At 60.3% G+C, this 19,699-nt stretch carries 16 protein-coding genes, 2 tRNA genes and 2 pseudogenes; 11 read left to right on the top strand and 9 right to left on the bottom strand.

Annotated elements, in window-relative coordinates; all coding sequences use genetic code 11:
- The first annotated feature begins 49 nt into the window (after window positions 1–49).
- Both FEI13_RS16130 and FEI13_RS16125 read left to right on the top strand, forming a co-directional pair.
- A tRNA-Arg gene (locus FEI13_RS16130) sits at window positions 50–126 on the top strand.
- A 405-nt stretch (window positions 127–531) separates the two neighbouring features.
- On the top strand, window positions 532–1,338 hold the full coding sequence (locus tag FEI13_RS16125) for a hypothetical protein (RefSeq protein WP_158294559.1): 807 nt from the start codon (window positions 532–534) through the stop codon (window positions 1,336–1,338).
- Between the two features lie 194 nt (window positions 1,339–1,532).
- Here the strand turns inward: FEI13_RS16125 and FEI13_RS16120 are convergent, their stop codons facing one another.
- Window positions 1,533–1,718, bottom strand: a complete 186-nt coding sequence (locus tag FEI13_RS16120; RefSeq protein ID WP_240036550.1) for a helix-turn-helix transcriptional regulator — start codon at window positions 1,716–1,718, stop codon at window positions 1,533–1,535.
- Window positions 1,719–1,754: 36 nt separating this feature from the next.
- On the bottom strand, window positions 1,755–3,086 hold the full coding sequence (locus tag FEI13_RS16115) for a tyrosine-type recombinase/integrase (protein ID WP_138182537.1): 1,332 nt from the start codon (window positions 3,084–3,086) through the stop codon (window positions 1,755–1,757).
- Between the two features lie 124 nt (window positions 3,087–3,210).
- Here FEI13_RS16115 and FEI13_RS16110 point away from each other — a divergent pair.
- The 6 genes from FEI13_RS16110 (at window position 3,211) to FEI13_RS16090 (ending at window position 9,199) form a co-directional block, all read left to right on the top strand.
- Window positions 3,211–3,288, top strand: a tRNA-Arg gene (locus FEI13_RS16110).
- 490 nt (window positions 3,289–3,778) lie between these two features.
- The gene (locus FEI13_RS16105) at window positions 3,779–6,202 is read left to right on the top strand and encodes a type I restriction-modification system subunit M (RefSeq protein ID WP_138182536.1); all 2,424 of its coding nucleotides are present in this window, start codon (window positions 3,779–3,781) and stop codon (window positions 6,200–6,202) included.
- Entirely contained in the window at window positions 6,195–7,481 is a 1,287-nt protein-coding gene (locus tag FEI13_RS16100) for a restriction endonuclease subunit S (protein ID WP_138182535.1), read from the top strand. Before FEI13_RS16105 ends, FEI13_RS16100 begins: the two co-directional genes overlap by 8 nt.
- A gap of 46 nt (window positions 7,482–7,527) precedes the next feature.
- Window positions 7,528–7,689 (top strand): hypothetical protein, encoded by a 162-nt coding sequence (locus FEI13_RS19120; RefSeq protein ID WP_158294558.1) that lies wholly within the window; start codon window positions 7,528–7,530, stop codon window positions 7,687–7,689.
- Window positions 7,686–8,276 carry a DUF6932 family protein gene (locus FEI13_RS16095; protein WP_138182534.1) on the top strand — a complete coding sequence of 197 codons (591 nt, stop codon included), beginning with the start codon at window positions 7,686–7,688 and terminating at the stop codon, window positions 8,274–8,276. The genes FEI13_RS19120 and FEI13_RS16095 overlap by 4 nt, the downstream gene beginning before the upstream one ends.
- Window positions 8,273–9,199, top strand: coding sequence for a hypothetical protein (locus tag FEI13_RS16090; protein ID WP_138182533.1), 927 nt, complete (start codon window positions 8,273–8,275; stop codon window positions 9,197–9,199). Before FEI13_RS16095 ends, FEI13_RS16090 begins: the two co-directional genes overlap by 4 nt.
- A 32-nt stretch (window positions 9,200–9,231) precedes the next feature.
- On the opposite strand, the gene FEI13_RS16085 is transcribed toward FEI13_RS16090, so the two are convergent.
- Window positions 9,232–9,684 carry a helix-turn-helix domain-containing protein gene (locus FEI13_RS16085; protein ID WP_138182532.1) on the bottom strand — a complete coding sequence of 151 codons (453 nt, stop codon included), beginning with the start codon at window positions 9,682–9,684 and terminating at the stop codon, window positions 9,232–9,234.
- 163 nt (window positions 9,685–9,847) lie between these two features.
- On the opposite strand from FEI13_RS16085, the gene FEI13_RS16080 reads away from it, so the two are divergent.
- A complete protein-coding gene (locus FEI13_RS16080; protein WP_138182531.1) occupies window positions 9,848–13,216 on the top strand; it encodes a type I restriction endonuclease subunit R in 3,369 nt (1,122 codons plus the stop codon).
- A complete protein-coding gene (locus FEI13_RS16075) occupies window positions 13,213–13,914 on the top strand; it encodes a M48 family metallopeptidase (RefSeq protein ID WP_138182530.1) in 702 nt (233 codons plus the stop codon). Before FEI13_RS16080 ends, FEI13_RS16075 begins: the two co-directional genes overlap by 4 nt.
- Window positions 13,915–13,946: 32 nt before the next feature.
- On the opposite strand, the gene FEI13_RS16070 is transcribed toward FEI13_RS16075, so the two are convergent.
- Window positions 13,947–14,285, bottom strand: a complete 339-nt coding sequence (locus FEI13_RS16070; protein WP_138182529.1) for a transposase — start codon at window positions 14,283–14,285, stop codon at window positions 13,947–13,949.
- Between the two features lie 282 nt (window positions 14,286–14,567).
- Entirely contained in the window at window positions 14,568–16,082 is a 1,515-nt protein-coding gene (gene nhaC / locus FEI13_RS16065; protein WP_138182528.1) for a Na+/H+ antiporter NhaC, read from the bottom strand.
- Window positions 16,083–16,288: 206 nt separating this feature from the next.
- Between nhaC and FEI13_RS16060 the strand changes: the two are divergent.
- A pseudogene (locus FEI13_RS16060) lies at window positions 16,289–16,636 on the top strand (helix-turn-helix domain-containing protein); the annotation flags it as partial.
- Between the two features lie 227 nt (window positions 16,637–16,863).
- Here the strand turns inward: FEI13_RS16060 and FEI13_RS19525 are convergent.
- From FEI13_RS19525 to FEI13_RS19210, 4 genes and pseudogenes are all read right to left on the bottom strand, one after another.
- Window positions 16,864–17,208, bottom strand: a pseudogene (locus FEI13_RS19525) (transposase); the annotation flags it as partial.
- Between the two features lie 532 nt (window positions 17,209–17,740).
- Window positions 17,741–17,911, bottom strand: a complete 171-nt coding sequence (locus tag FEI13_RS19115) for a hypothetical protein (protein WP_158294557.1) — start codon at window positions 17,909–17,911, stop codon at window positions 17,741–17,743.
- A 61-nt stretch (window positions 17,912–17,972) separates the two neighbouring features.
- Window positions 17,973–18,491 carry a hypothetical protein gene (locus FEI13_RS16050; RefSeq protein ID WP_240036548.1) on the bottom strand — a complete coding sequence of 173 codons (519 nt, stop codon included), beginning with the start codon at window positions 18,489–18,491 and terminating at the stop codon, window positions 17,973–17,975.
- 33 nt (window positions 18,492–18,524) lie between these two features.
- Complete coding sequence (locus tag FEI13_RS19210; RefSeq protein WP_193555749.1) at window positions 18,525–19,172, bottom strand: hypothetical protein; 648 nt, start codon at window positions 19,170–19,172, stop codon at window positions 18,525–18,527.
- Between the last annotated feature and the right edge of the window lie 527 nt (window positions 19,173–19,699).

Raw genomic sequence — 19,699 nt, 5'->3', positions numbered from 1 at the left:
GGTGCGGGTTTATCTCGTCGGGTCAGGCGCTTATAATGCGCCCCGTTGCGCCCCCATAGCTCAGCTGGATAGAGCGTCCCCCTCCTAAGGGGAAGGTCTCAGGTTCGAATCCTGATGGGGGCACCAATTTTCAAAGACTTACAACGCAAGACACCTCCAACTCGCCTTGGACTATCCTTGCGCCCCCTGCCTCGCCCCCTAGATTAGTAATCCTTGGCAAAGAGCGTCCCACAACGCAGGACGTATCCAAGCGAACCCTGCCACTGATACGCATCAAGTTGAGGGCTTTTGAATACCCGAGCCAGATTGCCCGACCAAGGCATCCAGCCTGTTCGTCGTAGCTCCTGCACCGGACAAGTGAAGCCCTCCTCGGGACACCTGGGTATCAAAACACCCACCATAACATAAACAAAAACTAATGCAATATGAGCCATAACTGGCCAAGATTATTACATTAGACTAAGCTGATCAGTTCATAAGGGGAGAGCGCCATCACGATTCTGAAATGGGGCTGCACGCGAGAAGGAGGCCATGATGCCGAGATACGAAGTTACCGGAGTCGGCAAAGACAGCGGACGTAAAAGAAGAAAAAAATACTCAGCCATTGACGAAAATGCCGCAAGTGCTGCTGCCGAGAAAGACGGAACCACTGTAGAAGCAGTAACCGAACTCCCGCCCGAACCCCCAACCGAAAGGCAGATGGAATACGCCATCAGCCTTGGATTAACAATACCAGCCGACGTTACAAAAAATGAAATTAGCGACCTCATCTCGCTCGCTCAGGACGACGACTCGCTGGCCACTCCTCTGACACGAGAAGCAGCTAGCAGATTTGGAATTGAGCTAACGCAATACACAGGGGAAAAAAACGCCACCGAAACAATATGGCACCACCTTTCTCGAGCAGGAAAAGAAAGGGAGCTTCTGACCTGGCTGGCTTACAATACTTACCTTGATATAACTGGATCACGAAATAGCCAAAACCGTCAACTTGACGACCCTGTTTTCAGCGAAATCGCAAGTGAACTTGAAAATGATGCCTCAATCATCTCATCGGCACAGCGGCAAAACGTAGATCGGCGAAGAACAAAAGCCTATAAGGCCGCAGCTCAACTAGTAAGAAAAAAAACAGAAGCGAAAAGTGCACCTGAGAGCTCTACTCGCGGAGACAAACCAAAACACGATAAGCAAGCCAGCCCTAGAGAAACGCCACCACCCAGACCTTCAATTAAAACACCTGGCCAGCGTCAAGGATGCCTGTCTGTAATTTTCGGCATGGCGATTATTCCAGCAGCAATCGCGGCAGCCTATCAGTGGCTTCCACACATTCTACTGTAACTACTGAAATGGTGGCCCGAGAACAGGCCGCCAAGTTGCTTACACGGGGATCAAGACTCAATATCAGGGGCCATCCCATTCAGCGCCCGGAGTGCCTCCTGACAGTAGTGCTCACGCAGATATGCATAGTGCCTAATGGCAGGTGGAAGCAGCCCACCGAAGCGGCCTTAGGCCTACAGATATACTGTAACGCTTTAGGGCGAATGACGACGACAAGACGACTCCCACTTTTCGAGATCATCAACAGACCACCGCGTGCAACTCGGACCCAGCTTTACAGGAACAGGGAACCTCTTCTCCTTCACCCAGCGCCAGATCGTCGGAACGCTGACGCTGAATCTCGCCGCGGTCTGACGAACCGACAGATAGCGCGGCTGCATTGGCATATTCATACTAGTTCTCCCAAAAGTCATTGTTCAGCCCCGAAGCGGAACCACATTCCCCCCTGGCACTTCGTTTCCATCGATGAGTGCGCCCCAGCGATTCCAGACATTAACCTGCATCCGGTAACGCTTACCCTTGTTGTAGGTCCCAAGGAGCTTGGGCGGGGCGTGCGCAAGCATGGCATCGACAAGTAGGGGGTCTGCTTGAAAGACATCAGTCCAAAGCGTTGCCACACTGCGCCTGAGGTCATGCGTAGTGAAATGCTCCAGATGAAAGAGCGGCGCATCAGAATCAAGCTCCTTCAGCTCCCTACCCTGCAGACGTGCGACAGCGGTCGTGATGCTATCCGGGTGGATTGGCCTTCCCTCCAGGCGATTCGACTCGAAGACATACTCACCTGATACCTGATCCTTCTGCGCTTCCAAGATCATTTGGGCAGGTTTAGACAGATGGATTCGATGTTCGACGCCAGCTTTCATCCGTGAAGACGGTATCACCCACGCGTCGGCATCTACCTCACACCAGCGCATCTTCGCCACCTCGGATCGGCGCGCCCCCGTCAAGATGAGCAACTTCACTGCATTCGAGACTGACGCAGTAAGGCGTTGGCGATCGCCCTCCCCCCCCCGAACAGCCGCTTGACCGAGCGCAAGCCATAGCTCCTGGAGTTCCTTGAATTTGAGGTAGCGCTCGCGAGGACGACTCGGCCTAGCCTTTACCTTGCTGGGCTCAAGCCCTGCTGCCGGGTTGCTGTCGATCTGCTCGCGCTCCTCACAATAATCAAGAAGTTGTCGCAAGAGACTTAAGCACTGACGCGCTTCCTCTCGAGCCCTTGAGGCGACACGCTCAATAATATCGATGAGGTCTCGGCGGGTGATGTCTCGAACATAGGCACCACCAAGATGCTTCTGGAGATGAACGCGCCACCGTCCACGCTGCTTCATCACTGTCCGCGGTGAGGGAATTCCACCTCGGCGTCCAGGCGAGGCCGCATAGAACTCGATCCACCGATCAAAAGCCTGGTCCATCGTCCAGGCAGAGATGTTGCGCGCCTTCTCTGCCTTGCGGTGTTTACGAGGGTCGATTCCCTTCGCCACCAGCTTCGCCGCCTCACCGTGCGCATCGCGGGCTTCTCGCAGCCCCATCGCCGGATAGGCACCCAAGGTCATTTCGAACTGCTTGCCACCGATGTTGAAGCGATAGAGCCAGCTTTTGGCCTCTCTGTCAGCTCTCGCCTCAAGCGCCAAACCGTTTCCGTGCTTCGAGCGAACCAGACGCCTTGCCTTGTTTCGCCCCTTCGGCGGCCGGAACGCCGCAACCTCCACCGGAGTGGTTATAGGCTTTCGACCAGGTGTCTTAGTCATCGCTCCGCCCCCTACCTTGCCCCCTAGTTTTGATCAATATAGGGCAAGATCATGCGCAGCGCAAAGCGGCACGACCAAAGAACAACTTTCTGATTTTAAGGGGGAAAGATGAATTGCGCCTTACGCCCCTCCTGCTCCATTGGATCTAAGCGTCCCCCTCCTAAGGGGAAGGTCTCAGGTTCGAATCCTGATGGGGGCGCCAAAATAGAATGTAAAAACCGCTACTTACGGACAGTGCCGAGTAGCGGTTTTTCGTTGCCTTTCGCTTCAGGTGACATATGGGTGACAGCCGGCAGGATGTGGCGCGCACCCTCATAGCGAAGTGGCAGGGACCGCCTCACACCGTCTGGATTCCGGCCACCTCACGACCAGCCAGCAAGCCCCCCAGGGGCAGGGGCCCCCTCCCCCGGCCTATTGTTTGTACTACCCCCGTGCCCCAAAAAAAATTTTGCGAAATTTCCCGCCAACTAAGGGCTAGAGGGGCGCCTTCCTCAACAGCCAGAGTAGCAGCCGCTACCAATCTTACCCATACACCCTGTCCACCTCGTCCACCATCGCGGCCTGTCCGGCAGCTGCCTATCCTGCTTCCACCAATCGCGCGTGGCCTTCCGCCCCCAAGTTTGATGAGATAGGTACCAGTCACCACGGCCGCACGAAGCGGCCGACTCATCGAACACAGGGAACCGCTGTACATGATCCTCACCCTCAACCAACTCGAACGGCACCTGTTCAAGGCGGCCGACATCCTGCGTGGCCGGATGGACGCCTCGGAGTTCAAGGAGTACATCTTCGGCATGCTGTTCCTGAAGCGCTGCTCGGACGTCTTCGAGCAGCGCCAGGAGGAGGTCCGCGGCCAGCTGAGGCAGGCCGGCAAGAGCGAGATCGACATCGCCCAAGTGATCGAGATGCCAAGCTGGTACAAGGCTACCTTCTACGTGCCGGAGCAGGCGCGCTGGGGCTACCTGCTGAAGGAGGCCCACCAGGGCGTCGGTAATGCACTGAACAAGGCGCTGGCCGGCCTGGAGGAGCACAACCCCAGCCTCGCCGGGGTGCTGGAGCACATCGACTTCACGCGCAAGGTGGGCTCCACTACCCTGCCGGACAAGAAGCTCCGCGACCTCATCGTCCACTTCAGCGAGTACCGCCTGCGCAACGAGGACTTCGAGTTCCCCGACCTGCTCGGCGCCGCCTACGAGTACCTGATCCGCGACTTCGCCGACTCCGCCGGCAAGAAGGGCGGCGAGTTCTACACCCCGCGCCCGGTGGTCCGCATGATGGTGCGGCTGATGGATCCCCAGGAGGGCCACAGCGTCTACGACCCCTGTATGGGCTCGGGCGGTATGCTGATCCTCGCCAAGGAGTACCTGGAGGAACAAGGCGGCGATCCGCGCCGGCTCAATCTGTTCGGCCAGGAGGCTTCCGGCTCGGTGTGGGCCATCGCCAAGATGAACATGCTGCTGCACGGGGTGAGCAGCGCCGACCTGCGCAACGACGATACCCTCACCGACCCGCAGCACGTCGAGGGCGGCGAGCTGGTGCGCTTCGACCGCATCCTCACCAATCCGCCCTTCTCCATCGGCTACACGCCGAGCCAGAACTTCCCTGAGCGCTTCCACTACGGCAGCGTGCCGGAGGGCGCCAAGAAGGCCGACCTGATGTTCCTGCAGCACATGGTCGCCTGCCTCAAGTCCGACGGCCGCCTGGCCACCGTCATGCCCCACGGTGTGCTGTTCCGCGGTGGCGACGAGAAGCGCATCCGCGCCGGCCTGCTCGAGGACGACCTGGTAGAGGCCGTGATCGGCCTGGCCACCAACCTTTTCTACGGCACCGGCATCCCGGCCAGCATCCTGGTGCTGCGCGCCAAGGGCGCCAAGCCTGACGAGCGCAAGGGCAAGGTGCTTTTCATCAACGCCGACCGTGAGTATTACGAGGGACGCGCCCAGAACTACCTGCTGCCGGAGCATATCGAGAAGATCGCCAGCACCTATGAGGCCTTCACCGACGAGCCCGGCTTCGCCCGGGTGGTGCCCCTCGCGGAGCTGCGCGACAACGACTACAACCTCAACATCCGCCGCTACGCCGATAACACCCCGCTGCCGGAGCCCCAGGACGTGCGCGCCCATCTGAAGGGCGGCGTTCCGGTGGCCGAGATCGGCGCCAGGCAACCGCTGTTCGATGCCCAGGGCCTCGACCCCATGGCGCTCTTCCTACCCCGGGCAAGCGATCCCGACTACGTGGACTTCGCCGAGCACCTGAGCGAGAAGCGCGAGCTCAAGCCCGCCATCGAGGCCGACACCGGCCTGCAGCAGAAGGAGGCCAGCGTGATGGCTGCCTTCGAGGCCTGGTGGGCCGAGCACGGCGGCAGCATCACCGGTCTGACCGGCAACGGCGGTCGTCTTACTCGGCTGCGTGACGAGCTGCTGGGCAGCTTCACCGCAGCCCTGGAGCCCACCGCGATGCTCGACCGCTTCGCGGTGCGCGGCATCATCGCGGGCTTCTGGTTCGACAACAAGAACGAGTTCCGCACCCTGCAGGCCCGCGGCTGCCTGGGCGTGGTGGACGCCTGGCGCACCAGCATCGTGAGCCTCTTGGAGGACGAGCAGAGCAAGGCCAACCCCCTCGACCACCGCCTGGTCCACTTCCTGCTCGAGGAGTACGTGGCAGATCTGGAGGAACTCGCCGCCCGCAAGGCCGAGCTGGACGCGCAGATCAAGGCCGCCGAGGCCAAGCCAGAGGGCGATGACGGCGACGAAGTAGAATCGGGCGACGGCGAGGAGGACGACGCCCCCACCCCGGCCGAGATCAAGGCCTGGAAGAGCCAGCGCACCCAGGTGCGCAAGGCCCACAAGGCTAAGGTCGCTAGCTTCGAGGAACACCTCAACGCCGCCGTGGACGCCCTGGACGAGCCCGCCGCTGCCGTGCTCGTCGGCACCATCCTGCACAACGACCTCAAGGGCATCCTGGAGCGCTATATCCGCCAGCAGCGCCAGCAGTTAATCGCCGCTTTCGAGACCTGGTGGGACAAGTACCGGGTGACGCTGGCCGATATCGAGGCCGAGCGGGATGCCGCCGCCAGGGAGCTGCAGCAGTATCTGGAGGGGCTGGGGTATGTCTGAGCACGCTTTGCCAAGCTGGAGCCGTGTCAACCTCACCGACCTGGCCGCCTACATCAATGGCTACGCTTTCAAGCCCGAGGACTGGTCTGAGCATGGGCTCCCCATCGTTCGGATTGCACAGATTACTGGTTCCAGCGCCGACTGTGACTATTATCAAGGTCGCCTGAGTGAAGATTTCAAAATCGACAACGGCGAAATCATTTTTTCATGGAGTGGCACCCTTTGCGTGGTGCAGTGGAATGGAGGTCCAGCCTGGCTTAATCAGCACCTTTTTAAGGTCAAGCCGGCAGAGGGGGTAAGCCACCGCCTCCTATATCATGTTCTTTTTCACGCTGTTGCGGAGATGGACAAAAGTGCTCATGGAAGCACCATGAAGCACATCAAAAGAAGTGAGCTGAAGCGCTATGAGCTTCTGTTTCCGAACAGCAGAAAGGAACAGGAGAAAATCGGCAGGGTCCTCGATACCCTCGACACCCAGATCCAGAAGACCGAGGCGCTGATCGCCAAGCTGGAGAAGGTCAAGGAGGGCATGCTCCACGACCTTCTGACCCGCGGCATCGACGAAAATGGCCGGCTCCGCTCCAGCCCCGAGCAGGCCCCGGAGCTCTACAAGGAGTCGCCGCTGGGGTTGATTCCGAAGGAGTGGGGCGTCGAAAAGTTAAAAGACCTTTCCAGCAATGGAATGATAAATGGTGTCTTCAAGGAGGTATCCAGAGCAGGCATCGGGACACCTCTGATTAATGTTGCAGACCTTTATAAAGGGGATGATATAAATCTGGGGACTTGCGAGCGCTTCGATGCCAACGAAGTAGAGGTAGGTAAGTATGACGCCCTTCCCGGGGATGTGTTCTTTACTAGAAGCTCATTAAAACTAGAAGGGATTGCTCATTGCAACTGGCTGAAAATCGCCGACAAGCCGGCAGTCTTCGAGTGTCATATTATTCGGGTTAGACCATCATCTAAAGTTGATCCCAGATTCTTGGTCGCATGGTGCCTGTCGAGCAATGCCCGCTTGCACTTTATGGGTAATGCTAAGCAGGTGACCATGACAACTATATCGCAGGATGGAGTTGGATCTCTTCCATGCCCTGTGCCGAGCATTGACGAACAGAAAAAAGCATCAGAGAGAATTCTTTCACTTGAGAGACGGGTGGCAGATGAAAAACTGAAGCTGAGTAAGCTGAGCAATCAAAAACAGGGTCTTATGGACGACCTCCTTATCGGTCGCGTCCGCGTCACCCCGCTTCTCGACCAGGCCCAGATCACCACCCCGGCATAGACCGGGGCTTCCACAACAAAAGAACCTCATCGCACAGGGAACCGCCATGACCACCTTCGACAGCACCAAGCGCTCGCTGCCCGAGCTGCTCAAGGACATCACCAACGGCAAGACCCCCGAGGGGTCAGGTGGCGCATGGCGGGCTTTCGAGCGGGCAACTAAACTAAGAGTAACGAGTCAAATGAAGAAGCGCAGGGAAGCCCCATGATCTACGTGCCGATTCCTGAATGGACAGCAGAAGGCATACTGCCGCCGGTGGATGCCAACAACCCGACATCGCCGACTCGCTCTCCCTATGAGGTGTCGCTGGTCGATCTCGTCCAGCGCTTCGGCACTTCGAAGGAGCGTATCAGAATACTCGATGGTTTTCTCCGCTACCGGCAGGGTCTGCATGATGCCGGGCTGACCAACGGGTTTCAGTGGCTGGATGGAAGCTACATGGAGCACGTCGAGGCACTTGAAAAACGGCCTCCCAACGACATCGACGTAGTCAGCTTTATTAATTTTCCTGACGGAACAAACCAGCAGGAAGTGCTGAACAATCTCAATGAGATCGTTGGAATTCTTCCCGATGCACAACTTAAGATAAAGAAAAACTACCATGTTGATGCTTATTTCGTGCCCATCAACGTCATTCCTCCTGAAAGGTTGGTCGAGCGCTCATCTTATTGGTACAGCATGTGGTCACATCGCCGAGATGACTCATGGAAAGGGTTTCTTCAGGTTTCATTATTGCCAGATCAAGCCGCCAGAGAGCACCTTGAAAGGCTTAAAGACCAGGAGGGCTCTCAATGAATCAGAAAGAGCTTTTTACCCTCAAGGCGGAAGTCAGCAGCCTCCAGAAAATGTTGGACAAAATTCCACCCGAGGATGTCCTGGATCGGGCCAGCGTAGAAACTCGCTTGAATGTTGTGAAGGAACAACTTGAGGAAGTGGTTCCTCAAGAGCGAGAACTTGCTCGAGCCGTGCTGACATTCAGCGGGCGTCCGGTAGCAGGATCGGAGGGAGTTATTGCCGATTTTGCTACCAAGGCACTGTCCGCTTTTTCTGAAGCAATCACCGCGGTCGGCGCCTCCCTACATGCCACATTGGCCCCCACCGGACCAGTTCCAAATCGTCAGCAGTACCAGATGATGATCACCGGCACGGCACGAGGCTCCTTTGGTTTCCAGCTTCAGGAGTCGTCGGCGCAGCTGGAGTTAGACGATAACAGTACGGTTTCCCGAGCCCTGGAGGCGACCCGAAACCTATTGGACGGCAGTGTCGGCATCGACGATGAGGAGCTAGCAGAAGCCGCCGCTGATATGGATCATCGGGCCTTGAACAAGATCCGTGACTTCGTTGTCGTCCTCAATGAGAACGAAGCGTTCTGCACCTTCAAATATGCCGACAAGTCATTTCACTTCAAGGATTCTAGCCAAGTCAAACGCAGCCTCGAACGACTGAGCACGGAGTATCTATCCGAGAGCGAACAAGCGCTCTCGGTAGTATTTGGAGGCGCAATGCCTCATAAGGGCAGCTGCGAATTCCAGATTGAAGGTAACAAGGAGTGGCTGACGGCCAAGATAGGGCCGGGCGTTGAAGCTCCCGACTCCATCAATGACCATCGCGGCCAGGTGGTCCAGGTAAAGATGCTGGTGACCCAGGCCGGGCGCGGCAGACCTCGTTACAAACTGCTGGAACTACCCGCCTGGCCGCTGGGTAAAGCAAGAGAATGAGTGGGTTCTCTATGAGTGCGGCAAGATGACACTCAGTAGCCCATGTCCAGGTCCTGAGCCTGGTCGGCCAGCTCCTGTAGAGCTGCCTCGGAGGCCTCCTCCTGCTGGCGCTTGTAGGCCAGAAGATCCTGCAGGCGAATCCGGCGATGCGTGCCGACTCGGGTGAAGGGAATCGCGCCCTCTTCCAACAGCTTGACCAGATGGGGCCGCGAGACATTGAGCATGTTGGCGGCTTCCTGGGTCGTCACCTCGGCATGGGTGGGGAGGATGGTCACGGCATTGCCCTGGGCCATCTCGGTCAGCAGGTCACGCAGCAGCACCAGCGCCTGACGGGGCAGCACCAGGTCAGCACCATCCAGCTTGATGTGCGCACGGTCGCTCTCGGGCCGCTCACGGAGCAGCTGGCTGAGCTCGGTGGCGCTGGCCCTGGCCAAGCGGGTGAGCTCGGCATCGTGGGGCACTGTATCCCGGGCGTTATGGTTCATGGCATGACCTCCAGGCAACCCCGGCTACTGCTGGCTGCCGTCTCGTGTTCCATCGTTACTGGCCAGGCTATTCGAAATAAACAAAAGTCGCAATATCCGAAACGAGCTATTGGCCTCCGGGCTGGTATGCTCGGGCAAGTGAATACAAGCAGGGAGCCACGGCATGGCAGGTCCCGAGTACACGGACGTCGAAAAGCCCTTCATCGACCAGCTGGTGGGTCAGGGCTGGGAGTACCTGGCCGGCTCGGTGGACGATCCCGCCGTGACCCACCGCGAGAGCTTCGCCCAGGTGGTGATGGAGCCCGTGCTGCGTGAGCGGCTGCGCAAGCTCAACCTGCGCAAGGGCGAGCCCTGGCTCGATGAGGCGCGCCTGGACCAGGCGGTGGCGGCCATCACCCGGCTGCCGGCGAGCAAGGTACTGGAGGCCAACAAGCAGGCCACCGAGCTGCTGGTGAATGGCCTGCCCGTCGAGGGGCTCGAGGGCTGGGACGGCGGTCGCGGCCAGACACTGCGCTACATCGACTGGGACGAGCCCGCCAACAACGTCTTCACCGTAGTCAACCAGTTCAAGGTAAAGTGCCCGCCCGGCCACGACTCGGCCAAGGGGCACGTGATCCCGGACCTGGTGCTGTTCGTCAACGGCATCCCGCTGGTGGTGGTGGAGTGCAAGAGCCGGACGGTGCCGGAGGGCCTCAGCCAGGCGGTGGATCAGCTGCGCCGGTACCACGACCAGCGCTTCCTGGAGAACGAGGTCGAAGAGCACGAGGGGGCGCCGGCGCTGTTCGCTACCAGCCAGTTCCTGGTGGCCAGCAACTTCGACGAGGCGCGCGTGGGCACCATTGGCGCCCGCTTCGCCCACTACCTGAGCTGGAAGACGGTAGCGCCGATGCGCGAGGCGGAGGTGGCCATCGATCTCGGCGTGGCGGATCTCTCCGCCCAGCAGCGCCTGGTCGCCGGCATGCTCACCCGGGCCAACCTGCTCGACATCGTGCGCCACTACACCCTGTTCATGAATATCGGCGGCCAGGAGATCAAGCTGGTCTGCCGCTACCAGCAGTTCCGCGGTGTCACCCGGGCCGTGGAGCGCCTGAAGCTCGGCAAGACGCGCCGCCAGGACGGCGAGAGCGATCGCCGCGGCGGCATCGTCTGGCACACCCAGGGCAGCGGCAAGAGCCTCTCCATGGTCTTCCTGGTGCGCAAGCTGCGCACCGACCCGGCGCTGCGCCGCTTCAAGGTAGTGGTCATCACCGACCGCAAGGACCTGCAGGCCCAGCTCTCCGCCACTGCCGAGCTCACCGGCGAGAGCGTCGAGAAGGCCGGCAACACCGCCCAGCTCAAGAAGCTGCTGGGTCGCGATGGCCCCGGCCTGGTATTCGGCACCATCCAGAAGTATCGCGACCCGGATGCCGAGGACGAGAGCGAGGCAGAGCCGGATGAGGCACACGCCGGCGGGCTGGACAGCGGCCGACGCGATGCCGCCGAGCCTGGTGCCTCGGGTGGCAGCGGCACACCGAAGAAGCCGACGCTGAGCGAGCCCTTCGAGGTTCTCAATACCAGCGAGGACATCTTGATCCTGGTGGACGAGGCCCACCGTACCCAAGCCGGCGACCTCCACGCCAACATGATGCGCGCCCTGCCCAACGCCGCCCGCATCGGCTTCACCGGCACGCCCATCATCATGGGCGACAAGAAGCGCACCCACGACATCTTCGGCGAGTACATCGACCGCTACACCATCAAGGAGGCCGAGCAGGACGGCGCCACGGTGCCGATCCTCTACGAGGGACGCACCGCCAAGGGGGCGATCAAGGACGGCGCCAGCCTCGACGGCCTGTTCGAGGACCTGTTCCGCGACCACAGCAAGGAAGAGCTGGAGGCGATCAAGAAGAAGTACGCCACCAAGGGGCAGATCTTCGAGGCGCCGCAGCTGATCCAGGAGAAGGCCCAGGACATCCTGCGCCACTACGTCACCCATATCCTCCCCAACGGCTACAAGGCCCAGCTGGTGGCCTACAGCCGCCGGGCGGCGCTGCGCTACTTCGAGGCCCTCGAACAGGCCAAGGCCGAGCTGCTGGAGGAGGCCATGGCGCTCTCCCCCGAGGACAAGGCGCTGGAGGATAGCGAGCTGCTGCTGCGCCCACCCCGGGTCAAGGCGGCGATCCAGGCCTGGCGCTATCGCCACGTGTTGCGCGAGCTGGAGTTCGCGGTGGTGTTCAGCAGCGGCAACAACGACGACCCCACCTGGGCCAGGTGGAGCGAGCGCGCCGCCGTCGAGAACCACATCAAGCGCTTCAAGAAGCCGCTGCCGCCGCTGGATGGGGCAATCCCCAAGGACCTCGCCAAGCACGACCCGCTGGCCTTCCTGATCGTCAAGAGCATGCTGCTCACCGGCTTCGACGCCCCCATCGAGGGGGTGATGTACCTGGACCGCTCGCTGCGCGAGGCGGAGCTGCTGCAGGCCATCGCGCGGGTCAACCGTACCGGCCACGGCAAGAGCCACGGCATCGTGGTGGATTACTTCGGCGTGGCCAACCACCTCAAGGAGGCACTGGCCGCCTACAGCGAGGAAGACATCGAGGGCGCCCTGCAGAGCCTCAAGGACGAGATCCCGCTGCTGCGCGACCGTCACCTGCGGGTAATCGACGTGCTGCGCGCCCAGGGCGTGGACGACCTGGACGACGCCGAGGAGGGGGTGCAGGCGCTGGCCGACGAGCGGGTGCGCGCCGAGTTCGTGGTCAAGCTCAAGGAGTTCAACCGCGGCCTGGACGACGTGCTGCCGCGCCCCGAGGGGCTCGAGTTCGTCAACGACGCCAAGCGGCTCGCCTACATCCACGCCCTGGCGCGCAATCGCTACAAGGACACCCCGGAGCTCGGCCGCGACATCGGCAACAAGGTGCGCAAGCTGATCGACGACTACGTGATCTCGCTCGGCATCGACCCGCGCATCCCGCCGGTGCAGCTCACCGACGCCGAGTTCGACGCGCATATCGGCCGCCAGGTCGGCGAGCGCGCCAAGGCCTCGGAGATGGAACACGCGGTGCGCTCCCACGTGCGCAAGCACCTGGATGAGGACCCGGTGAAGTACGGCCGCCTCAGCGAGCGTCTGGAAGAGCTGCTCCAGGCGCTCGATGGCCAGTGGGCCGAGCAGGTGGAGGCACTCCAGACGCTGATCCAACAGCTGCGCGACGGCGCCAGCGTCGATGGCGAGGCGATCCCCGAGATGCCCGCTCACGCCGAGCCTTTCTGGCGTGAGCTGGTGGCCAGCGCCGGCCTGGAAGTCGAGCAGATGGACGCCGCCACCGCCCAAACGCTGCTCGACGCCACCGAAGAAGTGGTGGCCACGATCCAGCAGGAGATCGCCATCCCCGACTTCTGGAAACCCTCCCACATCCCCGACCAGGAGCGCCTCAAGCAGCACCTGTTCAGCCAGCTGATGATGGGTGGCCTGGTGCCGATGAACCAGGCCGAAGCCACCGCCGAGCGGCTCTTCGACCTGGCGCGCAGCAACCACCACAAGCTGGTGAACGCATGACGCAGTTGGCCGTGGACGACCTCACCTTCGAGGTGCGCGAGAGCGCGCGCCGCAAGACGCTGGAGATCACCGTGGACCGCGACGGCGAGCTGGTCATCGCCGCGCCCACCGGCACCGACGAACAGCACCTGCGCGACTTCGTGCTCGAGAAGCGGCTGTGGATCTACCGGAAACTGGCCGAGAAGGCCGAGCGCCGGCGCCGGCTGCCGCGCAAGGAGTACGTCAACGGCGAGGGCTTCCTCTATCTGGGGCGCAGCTACCGGCTGAAGCGGGTGGCCAGCGATGCCCAGGACGCCCCGCTCAAGCTCGTCGCCGGGCGCTTCCAGCTACGCGAGGACGCCCTGCCCGACGCCCGGGAGCACTTCGTCCGCTGGTACAGCGCCCGCGCCAGCGACTGGCTCACCGCCAAGGTGAAGGAGCACGCCAGGCGCATGGGTGTCGAGCCCGCCGGGGTAAAGGTGCAGGATCTTGGCTACCGCTGGGGCTCCTGCGGCAAGGGCAACCGGGTCTACTTCCACTGGAAGACCATCCTGCTGCCCCGGCATATCGCCGAGTACGTGGTCGTCCACGAGCTGGTTCACCTGCACGAGCCCCACCACACCCCTGCCTTCTGGCGCCGCCTCGAGCGCGCCATGCCCGACTACGAGCAGCGCAAGGGGTGGCTCGCCCGACACGGGATCGAGGTGGAGGGGGTTTGAGCCTCCTATAGAACAGGGGTTAAGAGCTTATTTCAAAACGCTTTCATGAGCCGTTTGAAGCAGATCATCGAGCAGCCCAGCAGAGTGAACGCCTCGTGGATGTCGGCACGGCGTTCGTCACGTGTGGCCAGGCGCCTCATCCGCTCCATCCAGGCGAAGGTACGTTCCACCACCCAGCGGTGACGACCGAGCTTCTGGCCATCTTCGATGCCACGGCGGACAATTCGGGGACGGATGTGCCGGATGCGACAGGCCCGGCGGCAACGTCGTGCATCGAAGGCCTTGTCTGCATGCAGCTTGCGTGGACGTTGCAGCGGCAGAAGTGGCTCCACGATCTCCCAAAGCTCGTCGGATACGATCTTCTTGGCCATACCGACAAGCTGGGGTTGTCATGGGCGCGAATCAAGGTTTTGAAAAGCGCTCTTAACGAATGCCACCGCACGGCAAACCCGGCGGGCGAGTCCTTCTACACGAAACATGGTCGTAGCCTACTCATCACCATTCTGGCAACGTAGCCGGGGCGGCAGCCGTGGCGAGTAGCGCGGCAATCAGCCTGATGCCGTGCGCGGTGTGTTTGGAACAAACTTCAACCGGCATCCATGTGGATGCCGGTCATAGCAAGGAAGTGAGAACTTGTTACCTGGAAAACCGACTCAGTTCACGCGGTAGACGTCCCTGTTGAAACGCACGCTTTCATCTCCCCAAGTGTCGAATTCCATGACTTCCTCCCCTTGGGCTTCCCAGACGTTCTTCTCCTCATCGCTGGCGAGCGGAGAGAACCACCCAGTCCACGCGTAGAGAATACCGATCAGCGGTGAGAGCCAGCAGGCAAAGGCCAGTGGAATATAGAGCAGATCAATGGGTGATCCGCTGTAGACCCCAAGCCCCAGGGAAGTGATGACAACGGCCCCACCGGCATTCCACGGCACCAGGGGAGAGACCAGTGTGCCCCCTTCCTCAGTGGCGCGGGAGAGGTTGAGCATCGAATACCCCATGCCACGATAGGCCGGACCGAACATGCGGCCCGTCAGGGCGATCGAGAGGTAGGGATCGCCGGCGACGATATTCGTCACCATCGAACTGCCGATCGCCGACGTCTGCAGGGACCCGAACCCTTTGATGCGCTTCACGACTGCATCGAGAATCGCCCGCATGGATCCAGTACTCTCAAGAATTCCGCCGAAGGAAAGCGCAATCAGCAGCAGCGTGATGACCCAGGTCATGGACTGGATGCCACCGCGATTGAGGAGGCCATCGATTGCGGCTACCCCCGTCGCAATCTCGTAACCAGAGAAAGCGTAGACGAAGAGGTTCTTGATATTTTCACCCTGGAAGACCAGAGCGGCCAACCCGCCCAGGAGAACACCGGTAAACAGTACCGGCATCGCTGGCATGCGCATGACCGCCAGGCCGATGACCAGTACCACTGGCAGCACCGTCCACCAGGACAGCATGAAGTGTTCTGTCAGCCCATTGTTGATGGAGGCAATCCTGGCGAGAGAGGAAGACTCGTCACCCACCAGACTGAAGCCAGCCACCAGATAGATCACCAATGCAATCAGCATGGCCGGCAGAGTGGTCGGCACAAGGTTACGGATATGGTCGAAGAGGTCCACGCCAGTGACGGCAGGAGCCAGATTGGTAGTGTCCGAGAGCGGAGACACCTTGTCACCGAAGAAGGCACCCGATACCACGGCACCTGCGGTCCAGTACACCGGAATTTCGAAGCCTGCTCCAATTCCCATCAGGGCCAGACCAACCGTGCCGACAGTTCCCCAGGAGGTGCCAAGTGACACCGACACGACGGCGCACATCAGCGCCGCGGCCGCCAGGAATAGCTGCGGGCTGATCAATTCAAGACCGAAATAGATCAGCGTCGGCACCGTACCGCTGGCGATCCACACACCGGTCAACATCCCGACAAGGATCAGGATGCCAATAGCAGGCAGGCCAACACTTACCACGTGCAGCATGCCTTCCTCCATGTCCTTCCAGGAAGTGCCATTCCAGCGACCGACTAGGGCCGCAATCCCGATACCCATGATCAGGGGGACATGTGGAGTGAAGGTATCGAACATGAATAGCTGGATACCGAGAACAATGAAGGTCAAAAGAATTGGCAGCACAGCCAATTGCAGCCCGATCCGGGGCTTGGTCTTGTCCAACATCTCGACTTCTCCGAGTGGTTGTTCTTGTTGGGGGCAAGCCTAGAGCAACATGCTGGCCCCACCATCGGTCATCAAACACCAAGAGATAGACGAGCGGATTGAATATATGCGACATTATCCTAGAACAAAACGAGCATTCGACCTAAGTTCCCGATCCAAAGTTTTCGTTGATTGTCAGTGTTTGGATCACTGACACGGATGAACCCATGGCAAGGCGCCGCTTCGTTTCCTCTCGCACTGAAGCTGAACAGCAGACGCTGACCTCGGCTTATCACCACGGTGAGAAGCCAGCCCTACGCAGACGCGCTCATGCCATTCTGCTGAGTGATCAAGGCCATACGATCAACCAGAGCAGTGAGATACTGCAGGTTCGCCGATATGCCGTATCGCGATGGCTGAAGCAGTGGGAGACATCAGGCCTCGATGGTCTGGTCGGCAAGCCTCGTAGTGGTCGCACGCCGATCCTGGATGGAAACGACCACCAGCGACTGCAGGAACTGGTCGCCGAGCAACCTCATCAAATTCGATCCTTGCAGGCTCGCTTTCAAGAAGACCTGAAGCCGTGAAGCCGGCGCCGACACTTTCCCTATCACCGCCAGCGAGCATTTTTTGACCTCCGATCCCGTCTCAATCGCCGAGCGCATGCCTGCTATGGCCGACCATTGCTGCGTCGGCCGGCGACGATGCCCCGTTTTGTCATGCATTTCTACCCGCCGGGCACGATGATGCTGGCTGCTGGTGACCATCAGCCCTCTGCTTGGCGGCGTTGTCCGACAGGTGATCAGCATGGCGTTCCTCGCGGATAGCGCAGGCGGCTTCGCAGGGTGTTCAACACCGTCATGCGCCCGATGTCCTGCCCGAAGTCGAGGATGATCTGGCGCGCCTTATGGATCACCACGGCGGCACGATGGACCAGTTCCTGCAACACGGTACGCAGCCGGCGCCGCTTGGCCGGATGGCGGACCGGGCTCAGCTCTCCAGTCATGCCTAGCTGGCCCATCAGCCGCAAGATGTTGTAGGCCAGTTGGGCGAGATGCAGGATCAGGTCGTTGGTGGCGAACTTGCCCGACGGCAGCCGCTCCAGATCGAGATCGGTCTTGATCTCGCTGTGGAATTGCTCTGTTGTCCATGACGAAGGTGTCGATGTCCAGGCAGACGTGCGTCGTCTCGGCGGTGATCGGTGCCTCCGCCAGTGACAGCAGGGTAGTAGTGGACCAGATGGCGGTGCGCGCTTGCAGGTCGTTGGCGGCGAGTTTCTCAAGCCGCTGTCGCAGCGTCGCCGTGCTCGGCACCTTCTGCAGGGTCAGCAGTTGTTGGAAGGGCTTGTCGCGGCGGAAGTTTTCGATGGCGTCATAGTCGCTCATGCCCAGACACAGCAGGCCCAGGTAGCTCTTGGTCACGTCGCTGGTGCGCATGCCCAGCGTGGTGGGGAAGCGGCTGTCGATGCTGTCGACGCCGGCGATCTCGAAGCACTGCCCGATGATGGATAGCCCGGCGTGGCTGGTGAGGGTGCGGCGACTGGCGCGGAACTTGACGTTGGACATGGCACTGTCTGGGTGAATGGCGATATCAGCTATATTGCCATGCAGGTCAGTGGGTTAGAAGCGCTTCAGGGGGCCAGTCTCACGGATTCAGGGAAGAGACAGGGTTGACCGCCTCTATGAATAGGTGCGTTCGATATCGCGCTCGTTGACATATCTATCGAGCTGGCAGTTGGGTGGCTTGGCCTTCCCTATGGAAACAGGCTGAACGCCAACGGAGCCGCAACCGGTCAGGCCAATAGTAGCCAGACCGATAGCGGCGAAAGCGAGTGTTCCGCGTGTTGTCATGCTAGCTTCTCCTCATCACGCTTCTAGAATGGCACCACCCGAAGGCGGTGCCAGAGAAAGATCAGATCTTGCCGAGGTACTGCATCTTGTCGAGCATATGCAAAGGCACGTCCTCGACCAGTACCAGGGTGATTTCGGAGTTGCCATCTTCTGCGGTAGCCACACTCTCCCCCAGAGACGCATTGATGGTGTCCGGAGAGAGGTTGTACATGGAGCCGGTCAGCGGGTCGACGATCAGCCAGCCGATCAGGCCACCGAAGATTAGGTTGCCGCCGACGTACCAGCCGTTAGGGTTGGAGCTGATCATCATGGTGCGGTTTTCATAACCATCTTTCGACAGCTCGACGGTGTAAGTCTTACCACCGAAGTAGCTGCCATCCGCCTTGCGCAGCTGCACGGTGGTCGGCGTGGTGTCCGAGTGCACTTCCATGCTGCGCTCGTCGGTAATCAGCACATTGGCGTTGCTCGGGCTGCTGTTGATCGTCACCGTCTGCTCCTTTTCACCGACGATGGAGGCACAGCCAGTCATCAGAGACAGGGTAGCGATAGCAGCAGTCAGCTTGAGCATTTTCATTTTCATGTTCCCTTCTTTCCTTTGCGTTGATTGGCGACATCATGTCGCCGTCCATTCTGTGGCTCTTGCGGCCACGTATTTGGCTTCATGCCAAATTCTTTTCATTCTCAAAAATCTCCCATGCGACCCGACAACCTTCCTCCCTATCCGGGCGGGTGAAGAGCGCCTGGTACTCCACCGTGGTCTTGTAGGGGCCGCCGAGGAGGGTGTCGTCCTGATACGTCTTGCACACCACGCCGCTTTCCAGGTACAGAATGTCTTCCCAGCCCAGGGCGATGCCGTATTTCGTGCGCTCGAGAATTCGATGGAGTAGTGGGTGCCCTCCTTCAGCTCGACGGGCTTGGCCTGGCGAGGCAGACCGACGCCGACGAGGCCCATGCCGGGGGTGAAGAGGATGCGGCCGTTCTGGTCGTACCTGGTGTCGGCTTCGTACTGGCGCATCACCGGGAACTGCGCGCGGTAGATGGTGAGCAGCCCTTCCAGGGTGAGACCCAGGGCCTGAGCAACACGAACGTCAATCTCCACCAGCGCCTGGCGGCAGGCGTAGTCGGAACGTAGGGCGTTATGGCGTTCGTTGAGGAACGCCTGTGAACCCTCGGCCTCGGCCAGCTCGGCGAACCGGGCGGCTTCCAGCTCAGAGGTGCGGGCGTACCTGGCCTGCATACCCCGGGCCGGCATACCCTGCATACCAACCTCCTGAGCTGCTACCGTTCCCTTTATAGCGACCGACTCTGCCCCGGAAGCCCGGAAGCTCGGAGCCGCCGTGATGCGAGACGTTTTACCGAAGAGGTAGGCAGGCAGGTCCGACATACCCTGTCGCTAAGCCTCGTGTCGCATTGCGCGCATCATACGCACGAGCCGCTAAGTCCATTTGTTGCCTTATGCAGTCACCCAACCCGCTTAGGGTATCACCAGCGTGAGCAGGCTCACAGCCATCAAAACGGATTTGATTTAACCTTCACTTACAGACCGTGAGCGACAGCGTCTCCGTGGGGCACCGACGGACGAGGCCAGGAGGTGCTGATCAGATGGGGGACGACGAGGCTTCTGAAGTGGTCCAATTGGAGCGGACACCCCGATAAGCCTCCTAATGAAGTGGTTCAGAAAGAGCCATCATCAGGGCCGATTGACCTATCCTGACCAAAATGCGCGACATGCCCCGTACTTTGAGTGCGGGGAAGGATGGGGCCGCCCAGGTAGCGCGGGCGCCGTAG

The sequence above is a fragment of the Halomonas urmiana genome, from assembly GCF_005780185.1.
GTDB classification, from domain to species: Bacteria; Pseudomonadota; Gammaproteobacteria; order Pseudomonadales; family Halomonadaceae; genus Halomonas; species Halomonas urmiana.
This window is presented reverse-complemented; position numbering and strand designations above follow the sequence as displayed.